The sequence below is a fragment of the Rhodococcus sp. 008 genome (genome assembly GCF_001682295.1).
Lineage (GTDB): Bacteria > Actinomycetota > Actinomycetes > Mycobacteriales > Mycobacteriaceae > Rhodococcus_F > Rhodococcus_F qingshengii.
In genome coordinates this window covers 5663461-5680965 of record NZ_CP012749.1, presented here as the reverse complement: position 1 = coordinate 5680965, position 17505 = coordinate 5663461, and the positions used below count along the sequence as shown (strand labels likewise).

The window sequence follows — 17505 nt, the reverse complement described above, 5'->3', positions numbered from 1 at the left end:
TCAACTCTTGCTGGTGGCGAGCTTGATCAGCTGAGGAGCCGTTGCGTCGGGCAGGTAGGCACGCGTCAGTGCGATTCCGATCCGAGGCAGGTCGGCCTCGTCGCGGAAACACAGGAAAACGGGTTCGTACCTCGGCTTGAACTTCTTCTTGAACGCGTGAAGAGACCGGAAGCCGTAGAGCGGTTCCATCGCGGCACCGAGCATGTCCAGCAGGCGGTCCATCGATGCGGCGTCGGCGGCGTCGTCGCTGCGGGCGAGCGGTGCTCCGGACAGTGAGACGAATTGGGCACCTTGTTCTTTGAACTCGAGGGCCGACGATGCGATGAGGAACTCGACCACCGGACGGAACCCGTCGGGACGTCGACGCATGACGTCGAGTGTCCAACCCTGAACCACGCCGCCTTCGCCGTACACCGGCAACCACGAGGTGACGCCGTGAATGCTTCCGGTCGGGTCGACGGCCAAGCCGACCCGGACGTCGCGATCGAGCGCCTCCTCGACGCTTCCGAGGGTGAACCCCATCTCGGGCAGCCCCTTGTCGCCCACCCATTCCTCGGAGATGGCGCGCACCTGAGCCAATACGGAGAACGGCTCGTCGGCCAATGTTGTCATCCGGAAGGTGATGTCGTCCTTCTTGGCCTTGTTGAGCGCCGAGCGGATGTCCTGCCAGGATTTACCGGTGAACTGCAGTTCTGGTAGGTCGACGATCGTGTCTTCGGCGACCTGAACGGTGCGCCAGCCACGCCGGGCGGCGGCATCGGCTGTCTCCTTCCCCACGGAGAACAAGCAGGGAGTGAGGCCGTTGGCTTCGGACATCGTCGTGAATTCGTCCACCGCTGCGGCAAGTCGGTCGGGGCTCGCTATCGGATCGGCCAGGACCACGACGACACCGACATGCCGTTGGAATGCAACGACGCTCTCACCCGACTCGCCGAAGTAGTAACTGTTGCCGTCCCACGTCGTCATCCACGACATGGTTCCGCCGCCGTGCCGTTTGAGCAGTTCCCGAGCGGCGGCGCGCGGATCGTTCCCGGACAACGGCCCGCCTCGAATCTTGCGCCGCATCGGTACGTGGAAAGCGTGGCGGCCCTTGATCAACAAGATGAGTTCGAGAAGCCAGAGCAGCGCGGTACCGACCGTGACGGCGCCGGCGCTCTCGTAGTCGAAGAAGATGACCGAAACGAGGACGAGGGCGGTGGCCAAGACCGTCAGTGAACCGAACACCACGGCAACCCACCAGGCCCAGCGGCGACCTCGTCGCAACTGGTCCGCGATGAGGGCAACGATGACCACGTCGATCAATGCCGTCCAGCCCGAACCGGTTTCGGCTTCCGTCGGCCCGAACGGTCCGCTTCCGGGGAACAGCCAGACGGCGATCTCGACCACGCCGATCAGGAGCAGGCCGATGAATCCGAGCAGGCGGATCTCGCGTCGCGTTCGGGGGATGAACCCGCGCTCTCCGTCGCCGAAGAACTTCTCGCCCACCGGCAGGAATATCGCGACCGCGATGAGGTGCTGCACGTCGGCGAGGCGGCCTTCGAAGAGGAACGCGATCGCAATGTACGCACACAGAATGGCGCGGACTCGCATTCGCCAGGGCGAGCGGAGTGTTGCTGTGGTCGCGGCGAGTGCGGCGATGATTGCAGTGGTCACGCCGACGTCGCGGTGGGTGGCGAGGTTGCGAGCCCAATCCCAGTCGGTGTGGCTGCCCGCCCAGAGGAGGAGCGATGCACCGAGTTCGCCCGCCAACTGACCGCTGATCGTGACGATGGCCGCGTTCTTGGTTCCCAGGCGCCATTCGCACCAGCCGACCGCGAAGGCAAAAACGACGATGATCGAAACATACTGACCCGGCGTCAATCCGAAGAACCACCCCGTGACGAGAGTCCACCACTTGCCTTCCTGCAAGGCAGGAACTCCGTAGGCGATGTCGTTGAACCACGAGTAGGTACGGACGTGATTCCACAGGGCGCCGGTCGCGATCCCGACGACGGTGATGGTGAGGACGACGATCGAAGTGAACGGCACGCGCCTCAGGACGCTCAGCGTGTCGGAAGCAAAGCGAGAGGCCCGATTCGACGCGCCCGGCGCGCTCTGGTCGGTCTGCGGGGTGGGGGTCTGGGACTGCTCAGCCATCGAGGTTCTCTTCTCGCCATGCCGCACGGTGGATTCTGCCTGTTCAGCATGACAGGAATACAGACCGATAATCAGGCGAAGCGGCCAAAATGGACCAGACTGGCTGAGGGTCTCAGTCTCGTGGCGCTACTGTCGAGCCATGGTGAACGGAGATTTACTGAATCGGGACCACGTGGTCGCCTCACTTGCCGCTTTCGAACCTCGGTCGGTCGAATTGGACGGAAGGCGCTCGGCGTCGGTGGTCATCGTCGTCATGCGGACAGCGGACGGAACACCAGTGTTCCCGGTGACGAAGCGGCCGAGCAAGATGCGCGCCCACCCCGGTCAATTCGCGTTGCCGGGCGGAAGCGTCGACCCGGGCGAGTCGTCCGAACAGGCAGCGGTTCGGGAACTTTCCGAGGAGCTGGGTGTCGACGTTCCCGAGTCGAAGATCATCGGCCGGCTCGACGACTACGTCACTCGTTCGGGATTCGTGATCCGGCCGTTCGTCATGTGGTCGGGCGAGGACATCGGGGGACTGGTACCCAATCCCGACGAGGTGGCCCAGGTGTATGCCGTCACGTCGGAGGAGCTCGACGTGGACTCGCGCTTCGTCACCATCGCGGAGTCACCGAACCCGGTGATCCAATGGCCGTTCCGAACGAGCCTGATCCATGCGCCGACCGGAGCCGTCATCTATCAGTTCCGCGAAGTGCTGAACGGACGGCACACGCGCATCGACAAGCTCGAGCAGCCGGTGTTCGCCTGGAGATAAGGGCAGCTCGACACGCTCGGGACAGTTCAGGCTACGGCGCCTCGGCGAATAGTCCGTCGTGCTGTGGAAAGCTGGCCGCACGGCAATCGAACGACGCGAGGTGTGTGCAGTGAACTCTGGCGAACAAGAACCGATCCCCACGGACCGGATTCTCACTGTTCCCAACGTGCTCAGTATCGTGCGTCTACTCGCTCTGCCGCTGTTCGCCTACCTGTTGCTCGTCACGCACTCGGACGGCTGGGCATTGGCGCTGCTGATGCTCAGCGGGTTCACCGACTGGCTCGACGGCAAGCTGGCCAGAGTGCTCGGACAGACCTCGCGTCTGGGAGCGCTTCTCGACCCGCTGGTCGATCGTCTGTACGTCGTGACGACACTGGTCACCTTCGTCGCCCGCGATTTCATTCCCTGGTGGGTCGCAGCGATACTCATCGGCCGTGATCTTCTGCTTGCGTTGACGCTGCCGATCTACCGCAGGCGTGGCCTGCCACCGCCCGAGGTGGTTTATCTCGGCAAGGCTGCGACCTTCCTACTGATGTTCGCGCTGCCGTTGATTCTTGCCGGGCACGGAGACTGGGCCATCGGACCGTTCACCCATGCCTTCGGTTTCGCTTTCCTGATCTGGGGAACCGTCCTGTACGTGTGGACTGCCGCGATCTACGTGCTCAAGGCCGTTGACGTTGCGCGAACCCACGAGGTCGTGCCCCGATGAAGTCGACCGGGGAGGACGTCCGTCGTAACCCGGTACCGTCGCTGCTTCGCTCACTCATGACCGAACATCTCGACCCGGGCTACGAGGCAACTGCATTCGAACGCCAGCACGAGCACACCAAGAACAGATCCTCGAAGACGGGGCCGTGGCTGGCCCTCGGCGCACTGTTGATCGGGTTCATCGTCACGGTCTCGGCTGTTCAGGCGACGAAGCAGGTGACCGGCACCGAAGAGGTTCGAAGCGAGTTGGTGGCGAAGGTCCGTGATGCGGAGGATCGAATCGATTCACTGGCCGCGTCCCGCGATTCACTCGGCGGAGCCGTCGACGCCGCGCGCGGCGTGGCGCTCGAAGGCGATGCACGCGGCAGCGCCGTCCTCGACCAACTGCGAGCGGTCGAATCCGGCGCAGGAGCCGAAGCTGTTCACGGAGAGGGACTGGTGGTGACGTTGACCGACCCGGCCGGACGCCCGAACCTCTCGGATGCGTCGCAACGGAGTGTCGGCGGTAAGACAGTTGTCCTCGATCGCGATCTGCAGACCGTCGTAAACGCCCTGTGGGCTGGGGGAGCGGAGGCGATCGCCGTCGGCGGAGTGCGAATCGGGCCGACGGTGACCATTCGTCAGGCCGGCGGCGCGATGCTCGTCGACAACCAACCTGTTTTCTCCCCGTACCTCGTCGAGGCGATCGGAGACACGCGAGCACTGCAGCGGAAATTCGTCGTCAGCGACGCCTACGTGAGAATGTCTAGCGTCTCGCAACTGTACGGAGTCGGTTTCGCGGTGGCCGAAGACGATTCGTTGACTCTGCCGCCTGCGGCGCCTCGCGCCGTCCGAGTGGCAACAGAACCCACAGAACCCAAGTGACAGAAGGAGTTCGATGAAGGCCGGTTCCGCCCTGTACGGACTCGCAGCACTGGTCGTCGGCATCGTCCTGGGCGTAGTTTTCAGCCCGCAGGTGCCCGACGTGATCCAGCCCTATCTTCCGATCGCTGTCGTTGCGGCGCTCGACGCCGTCTTCGGTGGACTACGCGCGTATCTGGACGAAATCTTCGACGCGAAGGTGTTCGTGGTTTCCTTCGTCTTCAACGTGCTCGTCGCGTCGTTGATCGTCTGGCTCGGTGATCAGTTGGGTGTCGGTACTCAACTCTCGACGGCGATCGTCGTCGTGTTGGGTATCCGGATCTTCGGCAACGCAGCGGCATTGCGACGCCGACTGTTCGGAGCGTGAGTCATGGCGGAACATTCCACGACCGAACCGGAAGAAGAACCTCCCGTCACCACTGCGGGTGAAGGTCGTCACGAGTTGCGTTCACCGTCCAAACACCGCACCAACGTCGTCTTCGCAATCCTCGCTGCTGTGCTGTTGAGCGTGCTCGGCGTTGCGATTGCCACACAGGTACGCAGCACAGTGGCCGGAGATTCACTCGACGCCGCGCGCCCTGCCGACCTCCTGGTGGTTCTCGACAATTTGAATCGGCGCGAAGCCGCGCTGAGGCAGGAAGTCGCGAATCTTCAGGAATCGCTTGCCACTTTGGAAGCCGGTGGCAACACGGGAGCAGCGCTGGACGAGGCGCGGGCGCGGCTGACCTCACTCTCCATTCAAGTGGGGACCGCTCCGGCCACTGGACCGGGTGTGACGATGACCCTGACAGATCCGGCGGGCGGCGTCGGATCGGAAGTGATTCTCGATCTCATCCAGGAACTGCGTGCTGCCGGTGCCGAAGCCATCTCGATCGCAGGTGCGAACGGCGAACCCATTCGTATCGGCGTGAACTCGTGGGTGAGTGGGCGCGGCGGCGAGATCGAATTGGACGGAACCCGGATCGAGCAGCCGTACACTGTGACCGCGATCGGAGATCCGCCGACATTGGCGGCAGCGTTGAACATTCCCGGAGGCGTCTTCGACAATGTCGCACGCAATGGCGGAACGTCGTCCGTCGAGCAATCGCAGCAGGTCACGATCTCCGTCTTGCGACAATTGAATCCGCGCCAATACGCTCAACCCGGAAATTGATCTTTTTGCGTCCGACTTTCGGACGGCCTGTGAAAGGAAGCCACTGTGAGTGAGCTCGATACACCTACCGATCTGCGCTACACCGCGGAGCACGAGTGGGTGAAGCGAACCGGCCCGACCTCAGTTCGAGTCGGTATCACCGACTTTGCTCAGTCGCAGCTCGGTGACGTCGTGTTCGTCCAGCTTCCCGCTGTCGACGAAGACGTGACCGCCGGTGAATCGCTCGGTGAGGTCGAGTCGACCAAGAGCGTCTCCGACATCTTTGCTCCGTTCACTGCGAAAGTTCTTGCAGCGAACGGTGAATTGGACGGACAGCCCGACCTCGTCAACACCGACCCGTACGACACGGGTTGGTTGGTCGAACTCGAGGTTGCCGACGAGGCCACACTCGACGCCGCACTCGCGGCAACTCTGGACGCGGAGGCATACAAGGGACTCACGTCCGAGTAGAAAACCTGCGCGTGGACCGGCCAACTCGTGTTGTGTCGCGGCCTGTCTCGCTGCACACGGCGGTCTGCGCAGGGTACGGTCGTTAGGTACGCATGTGCCGAGTCGGGGCGCAGGGCCGTATCGAACGTGACTGTGAAAGATGCTCGTGAAGAAAGTGCACTGCGTAGTCCAGTGATTCATGATCTGGATGATTGACCCAGGAGGAGAAACAGTGAGCGAGAACGGTAACGACGCGGGCTATGGGGAGTCGCCGGCGGAGACCACTTCGGTTTTCCGCGCGGACTTCCTCAATGAGCTCGACAACACCTCCTCTGCAGCACCGGCCGCCGAGCAGCCGGTTTCGGGCGTGGAAGGTCTTCCCGCCGGAGCCGCACTTCTGGTGGTCAAGCGGGGACCGAATGCAGGATCCCGCTTCTTGCTCGATCAGCCGACGACGTCGGCAGGTCGGCACCCGGACAGCGACATCTTCCTGGACGACGTGACCGTCAGCCGTCGTCACGCCGAGTTCCGTCAGGAAGATGCAGATTTCCACGTCGTCGACGTCGGAAGCCTCAACGGCACCTACGTCAACCGTGAGCCTGTCGATTCGGCAGTTCTCGCGAATGGTGACGAGGTTCAGATCGGCAAGTTCCGTCTGGTGTTCCTCACCGGCCCTCGTGCCGGCGGTTCGCAGGTCGGCGAGTCGTCAGCAGGTGCGGGTAGCTAATGACGGCAGTGCGGCAGCAGAGCCAGCCCGGAATGTCGATTGGTTCCGTGCTGGATCGGTTGCGTCCAGATTTTCCCGACGTGACGATTTCGAAGATCCGTTTCCTCGAGTCCGAGGGCTTGATCAGCCCGCAACGGACACCGTCGGGATACCGCAGATTCTCTGTCGAGGACTGCGAGCGTCTTCGCTTCGTGCTGACCGCTCAACGCGATCAGTACCTGCCGCTCAAAGTGATCAAAGAACAACTCGAAGCGATCGACAGTGGCGCAGCGACGGTGAGTGCAGAAGTTCCTGCGCCTCGTCGTGCTCGCGTCCTGTCGATCGCTACGGGCGATGTCTCACCCGAGGCGTTCCGGGTCGATCGCGAAGTTCGAGTCGGTCGTCAGGATCTTCTCGCGCGCGCCGACATCGACGATCGGTTTCTGACCGATCTGATCCGCACCGGTTTGGTCGTTCCCGGCGCGGCGGGCTTCTTCGACGAGGATGCCGTGACGTTGGCGCGCACCGCTAAGGCGATGTCCGAGTACGGCTTGGAGGTTCGCCATCTGCGCGCGTTCAAGTTGGCTGCTGATCGCGAAGCGGGACTGGTGACTCAGATCGCCGGACCGGTTGCCAAGGGTCGTGACGCCGGAGCACGTGATCGTGCCGAGGAAATGGTGCGGGAGCTGGCCGCTCTGTCACTGACTTTGCACACGTGTCTGGTCAAATCGGCAGTTCGGGGAAGTCTCGATCGCTGAGTTCCTCGATCAGCGGGGCACACTCGAATAGAATTTCAGTACGACCGCATCGGAGTCGGTCGGCTGGATCACGTCAGGTTGGAGGCAAGCTCGATGGGCGAAATGCGTGTGATCGGAGTTCGTGTCGAGCAGCCTCAGAATCAGCCGGTCCTGTTGCTGCGAGAGTCCGACGGCGATCGGTACCTGCCGATCTGGATCGGGCAAACCGAAGCTACCGCGATTGTTCTCGAACAACAGGGAGTCGAGCCGGCGCGGCCGCTGACTCACGACCTGATCAAGATCTTGATCGAATCTTTCGGTCGGAGCCTCAAGGAAGTTCGGATCGTGGACCTGCAAGAGGGCACTTTCTACGCGGATCTCGTCTTCGACGAGCAGACCACTGTCTCGGCACGTCCGTCGGACTCGATTGCATTGGCCCTGCGCATCGGCGTTCCGATCTTCGCGTCGGAGGCTGTTCTCGCCGAGGCCGGTCTGGTCATTCCCGACGAGCGCGAAGACGAGGTCGAGAAGTTCAAGGAATTCCTCGACACCATCTCGCCGGACGATTTCAAAGCCACTGATGGTTAGCCTGAATTGACTGGTTGCGGACTTTAGTCTTCAACTCTCAAGTGGAGGTTGAGTTTCGGTCGGCGTGTTGCGTTGACCATGCACCCTCCTGGACTTACCGTTGCGTGCGGTGGAGATCTTCTCGCCTTGTCGATCGAGGCGTACTCTGGGTAAGTCCACTCATGGAATTACCTGCCTTGGATTCACATCTGAAAGTTCGGTCGGCACGGGATTCTCGTGACTGCTGATAGCACAGGTTGGTTACATGATGGCGAAGCGAGAGGGAGACGGCAGTGGAAGAACAGTCGAATGAGCGCGGGACGGGCATAGCCGGTAGTGCCGCGACTGCAGAAATGTCTTCCGAAGAGCTGCAGCCGGGCTTGTTCCCGGACGATTCCATCCCCGACGACCTCGTCGGATATCGAGTACCCAGTGCGTGCCAGATCGCCGGGATCACGTACCGCCAACTCGACTACTGGGCACGGACGTCGTTGGTTGTTCCGTCGATCCGTGGCGCTGCCGGATCCGGAAGCCAACGTCTGTACTCCTTCAAGGACATTCTCGTTCTGAAGATCGTGAAGCGTCTGCTCGATACCGGCATCTCACTGCAGAACATCCGCGTTGCCGTCGATCACCTCCGTAAGCGTGGCGTCCGCGATCTTGCCAACATCACTCTGTTCTCCGACGGCACCACCGTGTACGAATGCACGTCCCCCGAAGAGGTCGTCGACCTCCTCCAGGGTGGGCAGGGCGTATTCGGCATCGCAGTCAGTGGCGCGATGCGTGAACTCACCGGAACGATCGCCGACTTCCCTGCCGAGCGGGCCGACGGCGGCGAAAGTGATCCCAACCCGGAAGACGAGTTGGCTTCGCGACGCAAGAATCGCGCCAGCCGCAAAACCGGATAACGTACGTCACATCTCTTTGGAGGATGCCACGGTGCAGGTAGGCGTTTCGGTCAACTAGACTGAGCCTGCGTCGCCGGCGTACGGGAGAGCCTCGGATACCGATTCACCGAACTTGTCTTTGTTTCAGTCTTTGTCTCAAAGGTCAGTCGTGAGCGGGATCAGGGCGCCGAAGGAGCAATACCTCCCCGTCAATCTCTCAGGCACCAAGGACCGTACGGGCTCCGACGCCTCTGGAAAGCGGTGGGACAACCCACCCGCCGACGGGGAAAGGCTGTGGCTTCCGCCTTCGGCGGATCACTACCGAATCTCTCAGGCGCTCGGGAATCGAGCATGCGACAGAGGGGGAGGAACACACCGCAGTTCGGTGTGTGTCCTGATCCTCCGATCTGTCTGGGAGTTGTCGTGATCGACGCTGCAAGCCGTATATTTGCCGACCGCCATGTCGGTCCGAACGCCGCGGAACTCGCGCGCATCCTCGAACTCGTCGGGGTCGATTCACTCGACGAACTGGCAACCAAGGCCGTTCCCTCCGTCATCCTCGACGCTGCCCCGAACGGCATCGCTGCCGGACTCGACGCTCTGCCGCTTCCGGTCGGAGAGCACGAGGCACTTGCCGAACTGACTGCACTCGCAGCCCAGAACACCGTCGCGACGTCGATGATCGGCCTCGGCTACTTCGACACGTTGACGCCGCCGGTGTTGTTGCGCAACATCATCGAGAACCCGGCCTGGTACACCGCGTACACCCCGTATCAGCCGGAGATCAGCCAGGGCCGTCTCGAAGCCCTCCTCAACTTCCAGACCATGGTCGCCGATCTCTCCGGCATGGAACTGGCAAACTCGTCGATGCTCGACGAGGCCACCGCCGCTGCCGAAGCCATGACGCTCCTGCGCCGCGCGAACCGCAGCAAGTCCCCACGATTTGTCGTCGACGCCGATCTCTACCCGCAGACCCTCGCCGTCATCGAGACTCGCGCCGAGCCGCTCGGCATCGAGATCGTCTCCGCGGACCTCACCGCTGGTCTTCCGGAAGGTGACTTCTTCGGCGTCATCGCCCAGATCCCAGGTGCCTCGGGACGAGTCGTCGATTACGCCTCGATCGTCGCGGAAGCTCACGAGCGCGGCGCACTGGTTGCCGTCGGCGCCGACCTCCTCGCGATGACGCTCATCACCTCACCCGGTGAGCTCGGCGCGGATGCGTGCTTCGGAACCACCCAGCGTTTCGGTGTTCCCATGGGATACGGCGGACCGCACGCCGGTTACCTGGCCGTGCACTCCAAGCATGCGCGTCAGCTGCCCGGCCGCTTGGTCGGCGTCTCCATCGACGCAGACGGAGACAAGGCGTACCGCCTGGCGCTGCAGACACGTGAGCAGCACATTCGCCGCGAGAAGGCGACGTCCAACATCTGTACCGCTCAGGTGCTCCTCGCCATCCTCGCTGCGATGTACGCGAGCTACCACGGCGCCGAGGGACTCAAGGCGATTGCGTTGCGCGTCGCTGCCCGCGCACACGCGTTGGCAAACGGCCTGCGCGAAGGCGGCGTGACCGTCGTCCACGATTCGTTCTTCGACACCGTGCTCGCTCAGGTTCCGGGCAAGGCGGCCGACGTCGTCGCTGCGGCCAAGGAATCCGGGATCAACCTGCGTCTGGTCGATGCCGATCATGTCGGTATCTCCTGCGACGAGGCCACGACCGCCGACCACGTCCTTGCCGTGCTCGACGCGTTCGGGATCGAGGATGCTGTTGTCGCCATCGAAGCCGAGGGCAATTCGGTTCCGGCTGCTCAGGAGCGCACCTCCGACTACCTGCAGCACGAAGCCTTCACCCGTTACCGTACGGAAACGGCAATGCTTCGCTACCTGCGCGCGCTGTCCGACAAGGACATCGCCCTCGATCGCAGCATGATCCCGCTGGGTTCGTGCACCATGAAGCTCAATGCGACCGCCGAGATGGAATCCATCACCTGGCCCGCGTTCAACGCGATCCATCCGTTCGCGCCGACATCGGATGCGCCCGGTCTGCTGAAGATCATCAAGGATCTCGAAGACTGGCTGGTCGCGGTCACCGGCTACGACAACGTCAGCCTGCAACCCAACGCCGGCAGCCAGGGGGAATACGCGGGCCTGCTCGCGATCCGCAACTACCACCTCAGCCGGGGCGACGACCACCGCGACACCTGCCTCATTCCGTCGAGTGCTCACGGCACCAACGCGGCTTCTGCCGTCATGGCCGGGATGCGCGTCGAGGTTGTCGCCTGCCGTCCCAACGGTGACGTCGACGTCGACGATCTGCGCGCGAAGATCGCCGATCACGCCGAGCGTCTCGCCGCGATCATGATCACCTACCCTTCAACACACGGTGTCTACGAGCACGAGATCTCCGACATCTGTGCAGCGGTACACGACGCCGGTGGCCAGGTGTACGTCGACGGCGCCAACCTCAATGCGCTTGTCGGCCTTGCCCGTCCGGGCCGATTCGGCGGCGACGTCAGCCACCTGAATCTGCACAAGACCTTCTGCATCCCGCACGGCGGCGGCGGACCCGGCGTCGGCCCGATCGGTGTGCGCTCACACTTGACGCCGTTTTTACCCGGACACCCGATGGCCCCCGAACTCGGTGGTAGAGGAACGATCTCGGCAGCGCCGTACGGCAGTGCGTCCATTCTGCCCATCACCTGGACCTACATCCGGATGATGGGTGCTGCGGGCCTGCGCCGCGCCAGCCTGACCGCCATCGCGTCGGCCAACTACATCGCGCGTCGACTCGACGAGTACTTCCCGGTTCTCTACACCGGCGAGAACGGCATGGTCGCGCACGAGTGCATCCTCGACCTCCGTGGGTTGACCAAGGACACCGGCGTCACCGTCGACGACGTGGCAAAGCGTCTGGCCGACTACGGTTTCCATGCTCCGACCATGAGCTTCCCCGTGGTCGGCACACTGATGGTCGAGCCCACCGAGAGCGAGAACCTCGAAGAGATCGACGAGTTCTGCGAGGCGATGATCGCCATTCGCGGCGAAATCGATCGCGTCGGAGCGGGCGAGTGGACGGTGGAGGACAACCCGCTACGCGGTGCTCCCCACACTGCGGGAAGCATTGCAGCGCAGTGGGATCACCCGTACTCGCGTGAGATCGCCGTCTTCCCGCGTGGCAAGGCTCGCCCGAAGGTGTGGCCGTCCGTGCGTCGTATCGACGGTGCACATGGCGACCGCAACCTGGTCTGCTCCTGCCCGCCGATCGAAGCGTTCGCAGGCAACTAAGGCGTGTGCCCGCCGGAGATCATCACCTCTCGTGTACGAGTTCGAGAACGGTGATCTCCGGCGGGGCGCCGACGCGTACCGGCGGACCCCAAGCCCCGGCGCCACGCGTCGTGTACAGCACTGTGTTTCCGACCCTGTCCAAGCCTTGCACCGAAGGCTGCTGCAGCGGAACGAGATACCGCAGCGGCCACATCTGACCGCCGTGAGTGTGCCCGGACAGTTGCAGATCGATACCCATCTCGGATGCCTCGATCGCTTGACGCGGTTCGTGCGCGAGAAGCAAGGCGAAAGTATTCGGATCGCGACCTGCGAGCGCGGCAGTCAGGTTCGGCTCGTACGGGGCCGGCGACGTGTAGTCGTGGATGCCCACGATGTCGATGGTATCGCCGCCATGCTGGATCGAGGTGCGGCTGTTGCGAAGTGTGGTGATCCCCAATGTCTCCCACACGTCGAGCCATTTGCCGCCGTCGTCGGCGTAGAACTCGTGGTTTCCGCTGACTCCGAAGATTCCGTCGGGCGCCCGAAGATCGGCGAGCGGAGCAAGATCGGGAGCAACTTTCGCGACGGTTCCGTCCACGAGGTCGCCGCCGATCGCGATCAGATCGACATTCTGCGAGTTCACGATATCGACCACCTTGCGGGTGAAGTCGACCCCGCGGGCCGGTCCCACGTGCAGGTCGGTGATCAAGGCGATCCGGTATCCGTTGAAGCCCTCAGGTAGACGAGCGAGCGGCACCCGGACGCGAGAAATCTTGGGGCCCGACGCCTCGTAGACGCCGTAGCCGGCGGTGCCGATCGCCGCGAGAGTGACTGCTGCCGTAGCCAACTGCAACGTACGACGCTTGGCTGGGTCGACTTCGGTCGTGGTATCCGTGTGGCGTGCACGTAGTCGACCGATCCCGGCGAACAGGCCGATCACGAGCAGTCCGGGAATCAGATACAGCCACGAAGCCAGCCAGACCCATCCGACAAATCCGATCGGTCGCGCCCAGGACGTCGAGAAGACTTCGCCGCTGCCGACCCCGATGAGCGTCGAGACCGCCAAGACGACAAGCGCAGTGTCGGCGAGACGAGCCCATCGCCTCGGGATGCCGGTGGCGCGAACGAGTCGGCGATGCAGGAACCAGGTCAGAAGGGCGAGAAGGACTGCAAAAACCGCGACGCGCCCCATCAGGACAGCATCTTGGTCACTGCGGCCGCGAGAGCGGGGTCGGACGTCGAATCGACCCGAACCAATGTGCCGCCCGTCCGATCCGAGACGTCTTGGAGTGTGGAGACGTCGTCGCCCGCACCGACGACGATCACGTCGACCTGTACCGGACGCGACGGATTGCCCGCAGCGGCGATCGCGCTGAGCAGTTCGGCTCGCGTCGTGGTGGATTCGTCAGGCGTACTCGAGGTGATCAGCAGCACCGAGTTGACTCGCCCCGCGTCGAAACCGTCCACGGCGGCTTTGTAGGAGCTGGCAAGCGCCGGGTATTTGGAGGTCTTTCCGCCGGCCCGAAGCCCGTTGAGGAAATCGGTGATCGTGGCACGCCGATTCGGCTCGGACAGTGAACCGCCCGGAACCAGGATGCGCTCGGACGGTTTTCCGTCGGTGCCCGTGCTGAACTCGCGAAGGCCGATGTCCGAAGCGTCAGGGCTGCGACCCAATTGGGTATTCACCGCCGAGGCAACGTTCGCCAAGCGGGTAGTGCCACCGTCGTCGGTACCCATCGACGCCGACGTGTCCATCAGGATGGTGGCACTACGCGGCGAGACCGGGTTGGCGACTATGTCACCGAGCGCCGCTGCGGTCTCCGCCGAAGCCGGTTTCAACGTGGACGAGATCTTGGCCGGGGACACCGCCCCGAGATCGGGAAGGTCTTGGCCCTCGACCCGGAAACCGGCGCCGACGAACAACTGTGACTGATTCGGCTCACGCATGAAATCGGCAAACTGTGCCGCTGCGCGCGACGCGGTTTCGTCGATCCCGCTGCCCGAGACGATGACCGCCGGATAGTCCGCGACTGGCGTTGCGCCGGCGGGGGAGTACGTCGTCATCGCCGCGTTCGCGCTCTGCGCTATCGACTGTTCCGTGGCCGGAACGGCTTTCACCGAATCCGGTGTTCCGGCGCTCAGTGCTCCGAGGGCTTCGGCGGTGGACGAGGGGGGAGTCGGCAAGGATTGGAACTGCAACGCCCGTGCACTGAGCGCAGCGTTGACCTGAGCGGACTTCGCCTGATCCGTCGTGACCGGACCGGCACCCGCATCGGCGACGTCGGCAGCGATCGCCTGTGCAGCCATCGAGGTTTCGGTACTTCCGACCGGCAGGGCGACCGTCAGATCGGAAGGCAAAGACTTCCAACTCGATGCTGCGCCGGCCAATGCTGCCGCGGTCTCGGGACCGGCTGCCAGAACGATCGGGGAACTCGCGAGCGAGCGAGGATCACCGTTGATCACGGCCTTGCCCGACAGTGGCGCGAGTTCGAACGAACTCGTCGGGATCCACAGGGAGGGACGCGGTCCCAATGCTGCGTCGTCCCAGGGGGCCGCCGGACCGGCTTCGAGTGCCGTCGAGACCGACGCGGACGGCGCACCGTGCACCACGACGGCGATGCAGTGATCACGCACCACCGGCGAGGTCTGGGTGTACCGCTTCGCCAGTTCCTCGACCTGTGGGGCTATGGACGGATCCGCGGTGACGTCGAGTGTCTTGTTGCCCTCGACGCACGTACCGGCTGCCTGCTGTCCCTGATCGTCGATCCGGTTGCTGAGGGCCTTCCATCCGAAGAAGCCTGCCACGATCAAGACGATCAGCACGACGACGAGAATCGGCCCCTTACTGATACCTCTGGCGCCTGACCCGCCGCGATGTTCGCCCACGTACCTTGCCCTACCTTGGTCACTCGAAGAATGTCTGTTGAACGGACTGTGTCCTCGGCCAGTCTAGTGACGAAACTTCGGGGCCTACGCGAACAGCCTCGACACCGGGAGCGGTGCCGAGGCTGTTCGGGTTCAGCTTCGAGTTCGAAGAAGGTGAAATCAGGCGTTGGCGGCCTTGTACTCGCGGCGGCGGCGATGCAGGATCGGCTCCGTGTATCCGCTGGGCTGCTTCGCGCCTTCGAGGATGAGTTCCTTGGCAGCCTGGAACGCGATGTTGGAATCGAAATCAGGTGCCATGTTGCGGTACTCGGCGTCGCCCTCGTTCTGACGGTCGACAACCGGGGCCATGCGCTCGAGTGCACTGACAACGTCGCTCTCGCTGACGATGCCGTGACGCAGCCAGTTGGCGAGCAGCTGGCTCGAGATGCGCAGCGTGGCGCGATCCTCCATGAGCGCGACATCGTGGATGTCGGGAACCTTGGAGCAGCCGACGCCCGCGTCGATCCAACGGACCACGTAGCCGAGGATGGACTGGCAGTTGTTGTCGAGCTCTTCCTTCTTCTCCGCGTCCGTCCAGTCGGTGCTGGGAGCGAGCGGGATGGTCAGGATGTCGTCGACGCTCGCGCGAGGCTTGCCCTTCAGGCTGTCCTGAACTGCGAATACGTCGACGCGGTGGTAGTGCGTCGCGTGCAGCGTTGCGCCGGTCGGCGAAGGTACCCATGCGGTGTTGGCGCCGGCCTTGGGGTGACCGATCTTCTGCTCGAGCATGTCTGCCATCAGCTCGGTCATGGCCCACATGCCCTTGCCGATCTGCGCCTTGCCCTGCAGGCCGCAGGCCAGTCCGGTGTCGACGTTCCAGTCCTCGTACGCACCGATCCACTTCTGCTTCTTCATCTCGGCCTTGCGCACCATCGCGCCGGCTTCCATGGAGGTGTGGATCTCGTCGCCGGTGCGGTCGAGGAAGCCGGTGTTGATGAACACGACGCGGTCGACGGCTTCCTTGATGCAGGCGGCGAGGTTGACCGTCGTACGACGCTCCTCGTCCATGATGCCGACCTTGAGCGTGTTCTCCGGAAGCCCGAGGACCTGCTCGACACGGCCGAACAGTTCGGTGGTGAAGGCAACTTCCTCGGGACCGTGCTGCTTGGGCTTGACGATGTAGATCGAGCCGGTGCGGCTGTTGTCGAGCGGTCCGTTGGCGTCACTGATCGAGAGGCCGTGCACTGCACAGGCACTGGTGATCAAGGCGTCGAGGATGCCCTCGGGGACCTCGTTGCCGTCGGCGTCGAGGATCGCGGGGTTGGTCATGAGGTGACCGACGTTGCGGACGAACAGGAGCGAACGACCGTGCAGGCTGAGTTCGCTGCCGTCGACTGCGGTGTACTTACGGTCGCCGTTGAGCGTGCGGGTGAAGGACTTGGCGCCCTTCTTGATCTCCTCGGACAGGTCACCGCGGTTGAGACCCAACCAGTTTCGGTAGCCTACAACCTTGTCGTCGGCGTCGACAGCGGCGACCGAGTCCTCGAAGTCCATGATCGTGGTGACGGCGGATTCGAGAACGACGTCCTTGACGCCGGCGGCGTCGGTGCTGCCGATCGGGGACGAGGCGTCGATCTGGATCTCGGCGTGCAATCCGTTGTTGAGCAGCAGGATGCTCGTCGGTGCGTCCTTCTCGCCGAGGTAGCCGACGAACTTCTCCGGCTGGGCGAGCGTGGTGACAGTACCGTCTGCCAACGTGATCTTCAGTTCACTGCCGTCGACAACGTACTTGGTTGAATCTGCATGCGATCCCGACGCGAGAGGTGCTGCCGCATCGAGGAATTCACGCGCCCAGGCGATGACTTTGTCGCCGCGGACCTTGTTGTAGCCGGAACCCTTCTCGGCGCCGTTCTCCTCGGAGATGGCGTTGGTGCCGTACAGCGCGTCGTACAACGAACCCCAGCGGGCGTTGGACGCGTTGAGTGCGAAGCGCGCGTTGAGGATCGGCACGACCAACTGCGGGCCGGCCGTCGAGGTGATCTCGGTGTCGACGTTCGCGGTGGTGACCGAGAACTCGGCAGGCGTCGGCAGGAGGTAGCCGATTTCCTGCAGGAACGCCTTGTACGCGGCGGCGTCGATGGGAGCGCCGGCGTGATCGCGATGCCACTGATCGATCTGAGCCTGCAGATCGTCACGCTTGGCAAGCAAGTCGCGGTTCTTCGGTGCGAGCTCGGTGATGACCTTGTCGGCGCCGGCCCAGAACGTTTCGGCGTCTACACCGGTGCCGGGAAGAGCCTCCTCGACCACGAAGTCGTAGAGAACCTTGGCAACCTGAAGACTGCCGACCTGAACGCGCTCAGTCATGAATAGCCTCACTTTTCCGAAAGCGGAGCATCACATATGGATGCCATGAACCAACATCAATGTTACCTGGGAGTATT

Annotated in this window: 15 protein-coding genes and 1 riboswitch; of the genes, 11 read left to right on the top strand and 4 right to left on the bottom strand. The window is 63.2% G+C overall.

The features are described 5' to 3' along the window. Positions 1 to 2136: a bifunctional lysylphosphatidylglycerol flippase/synthetase MprF gene (locus AOT96_RS26300; RefSeq protein ID WP_065352502.1), complete on the bottom strand. Its 2136-nt coding sequence runs from the start codon at positions 2134 to 2136 to the stop codon at positions 1 to 3. Between the two features lie 139 nt (positions 2137 to 2275). Here AOT96_RS26300 and AOT96_RS26295 point away from each other — a divergent pair, with 139 nt between their 5' ends. From AOT96_RS26295 to gcvP, 11 genes are all read left to right on the top strand, one after another. Beyond that, positions 2276 to 2890: an NUDIX hydrolase gene (locus tag AOT96_RS26295; protein WP_054781509.1), complete on the top strand. Its 615-nt coding sequence runs from the start codon at positions 2276 to 2278 to the stop codon at positions 2888 to 2890. Between the two features lie 109 nt (positions 2891 to 2999). After that, positions 3000 to 3599: a CDP-alcohol phosphatidyltransferase family protein gene (locus AOT96_RS26290; RefSeq protein WP_030537518.1), complete on the top strand. Its 600-nt coding sequence runs from the start codon at positions 3000 to 3002 to the stop codon at positions 3597 to 3599. Then, complete coding sequence (locus AOT96_RS26285; RefSeq protein ID WP_003946177.1) at positions 3596 to 4462, top strand: DUF881 domain-containing protein; 867 nt, start codon at positions 3596 to 3598, stop codon at positions 4460 to 4462. The genes AOT96_RS26290 and AOT96_RS26285 overlap by 4 nt, the downstream gene beginning before the upstream one ends. A 13-nt stretch (positions 4463 to 4475) precedes the next feature. Further along, on the top strand, positions 4476 to 4826 hold the full coding sequence (locus AOT96_RS26280; protein WP_003946178.1) for a small basic family protein: 351 nt from the start codon (positions 4476 to 4478) through the stop codon (positions 4824 to 4826). Between the two features lie 3 nt (positions 4827 to 4829). Next, positions 4830 to 5612: a DUF881 domain-containing protein gene (locus AOT96_RS26275; protein WP_047270499.1), complete on the top strand. Its 783-nt coding sequence runs from the start codon at positions 4830 to 4832 to the stop codon at positions 5610 to 5612. 45 nt (positions 5613 to 5657) lie between these two features. Next, positions 5658 to 6062, top strand: a complete 405-nt coding sequence (gene gcvH / locus AOT96_RS26270) for a glycine cleavage system protein GcvH (protein WP_003946160.1) — start codon at positions 5658 to 5660, stop codon at positions 6060 to 6062. Between the two features lie 211 nt (positions 6063 to 6273). Then, complete coding sequence (garA, locus tag AOT96_RS26265) at positions 6274 to 6768, top strand: glycogen accumulation regulator GarA (protein WP_003946166.1); 495 nt, start codon at positions 6274 to 6276, stop codon at positions 6766 to 6768. Continuing rightward, positions 6768 to 7505 (top strand): transcriptional regulator FtsR, encoded by a 738-nt coding sequence (gene ftsR, locus AOT96_RS26260; protein WP_003946161.1) that lies wholly within the window; start codon positions 6768 to 6770, stop codon positions 7503 to 7505. Before garA ends, ftsR begins: the two co-directional genes overlap by 1 nt. Positions 7506 to 7598: 93 nt before the next feature. Beyond that, positions 7599 to 8072, top strand: coding sequence for a bifunctional nuclease family protein (locus tag AOT96_RS26255; RefSeq protein WP_003946194.1), 474 nt, complete (start codon positions 7599 to 7601; stop codon positions 8070 to 8072). 332 nt (positions 8073 to 8404) lie between these two features. After that, the gene (locus tag AOT96_RS26250) at positions 8405 to 8959 is read left to right on the top strand and encodes a MerR family transcriptional regulator (RefSeq protein WP_021344354.1); all 555 of its coding nucleotides are present in this window, start codon (positions 8405 to 8407) and stop codon (positions 8957 to 8959) included. Positions 8960 to 9179: 220 nt separating this feature from the next. After that, positions 9180 to 9308: riboswitch (glycine riboswitch) on the top strand. Between the two features lie 53 nt (positions 9309 to 9361). Beyond that, positions 9362 to 12220 (top strand): aminomethyl-transferring glycine dehydrogenase, encoded by a 2859-nt coding sequence (gcvP, locus tag AOT96_RS26245; protein ID WP_065352501.1) that lies wholly within the window; start codon positions 9362 to 9364, stop codon positions 12218 to 12220. Positions 12221 to 12242: 22 nt separating this feature from the next. Here gcvP and AOT96_RS26240 read toward each other — a convergent pair whose 3' ends face one another. The 3 genes from AOT96_RS26240 to AOT96_RS26230 all read right to left on the bottom strand — a co-directional run bounded on the left by AOT96_RS26240 (position 12243) and on the right by AOT96_RS26230 (position 17428). After that, positions 12243 to 13391, bottom strand: coding sequence for a metallophosphoesterase (locus AOT96_RS26240; protein ID WP_042451009.1), 1149 nt, complete (start codon positions 13389 to 13391; stop codon positions 12243 to 12245). After that, a complete protein-coding gene (locus tag AOT96_RS26235) occupies positions 13391 to 15085 on the bottom strand; it encodes a VWA domain-containing protein (protein WP_007732001.1) in 1695 nt (564 codons plus the stop codon). Before AOT96_RS26235 ends, AOT96_RS26240 begins: the two co-directional genes overlap by 1 nt. A gap of 159 nt (positions 15086 to 15244) precedes the next feature. Beyond that, a complete protein-coding gene (locus tag AOT96_RS26230) occupies positions 15245 to 17428 on the bottom strand; it encodes a malate synthase G (RefSeq protein WP_064074336.1) in 2184 nt (727 codons plus the stop codon). Positions 17429 to 17505: the final 77 nt, after the last annotated feature.

What these genes read in the sequence shown, in the direction of transcription:
- ftsR (WP_003946161.1), top strand. Translation starts at nt 6,768, where the DNA reads ATGACGGCAGTGCGGCAGCAGAGCCAGCCCGGAATGTCGATTGGTTCC.
- AOT96_RS26300 (WP_065352502.1), bottom strand. Translation starts at nt 2,136, where the DNA reads ATGGCTGAGCAGTCCCAGACCCCCACCCCGCAGACCGACCAGAGCGCG.
- AOT96_RS26255 (WP_003946194.1), top strand. Translation starts at nt 7,599, where the DNA reads ATGGGCGAAATGCGTGTGATCGGAGTTCGTGTCGAGCAGCCTCAGAAT.
- AOT96_RS26275 (WP_047270499.1), top strand. Translation starts at nt 4,830, where the DNA reads ATGGCGGAACATTCCACGACCGAACCGGAAGAAGAACCTCCCGTCACC.
- AOT96_RS26280 (WP_003946178.1), top strand. Translation starts at nt 4,476, where the DNA reads ATGAAGGCCGGTTCCGCCCTGTACGGACTCGCAGCACTGGTCGTCGGC.
- AOT96_RS26295 (WP_054781509.1), top strand. Translation starts at nt 2,276, where the DNA reads ATGGTGAACGGAGATTTACTGAATCGGGACCACGTGGTCGCCTCACTT.
- AOT96_RS26240 (WP_042451009.1), bottom strand. Translation starts at nt 13,391, where the DNA reads ATGGGGCGCGTCGCGGTTTTTGCAGTCCTTCTCGCCCTTCTGACCTGG.
- AOT96_RS26230 (WP_064074336.1), bottom strand. Translation starts at nt 17,428, where the DNA reads ATGACTGAGCGCGTTCAGGTCGGCAGTCTTCAGGTTGCCAAGGTTCTC.
- AOT96_RS26250 (WP_021344354.1), top strand. Translation starts at nt 8,405, where the DNA reads ATGTCTTCCGAAGAGCTGCAGCCGGGCTTGTTCCCGGACGATTCCATC.
- AOT96_RS26285 (WP_003946177.1), top strand. Translation starts at nt 3,596, where the DNA reads ATGAAGTCGACCGGGGAGGACGTCCGTCGTAACCCGGTACCGTCGCTG.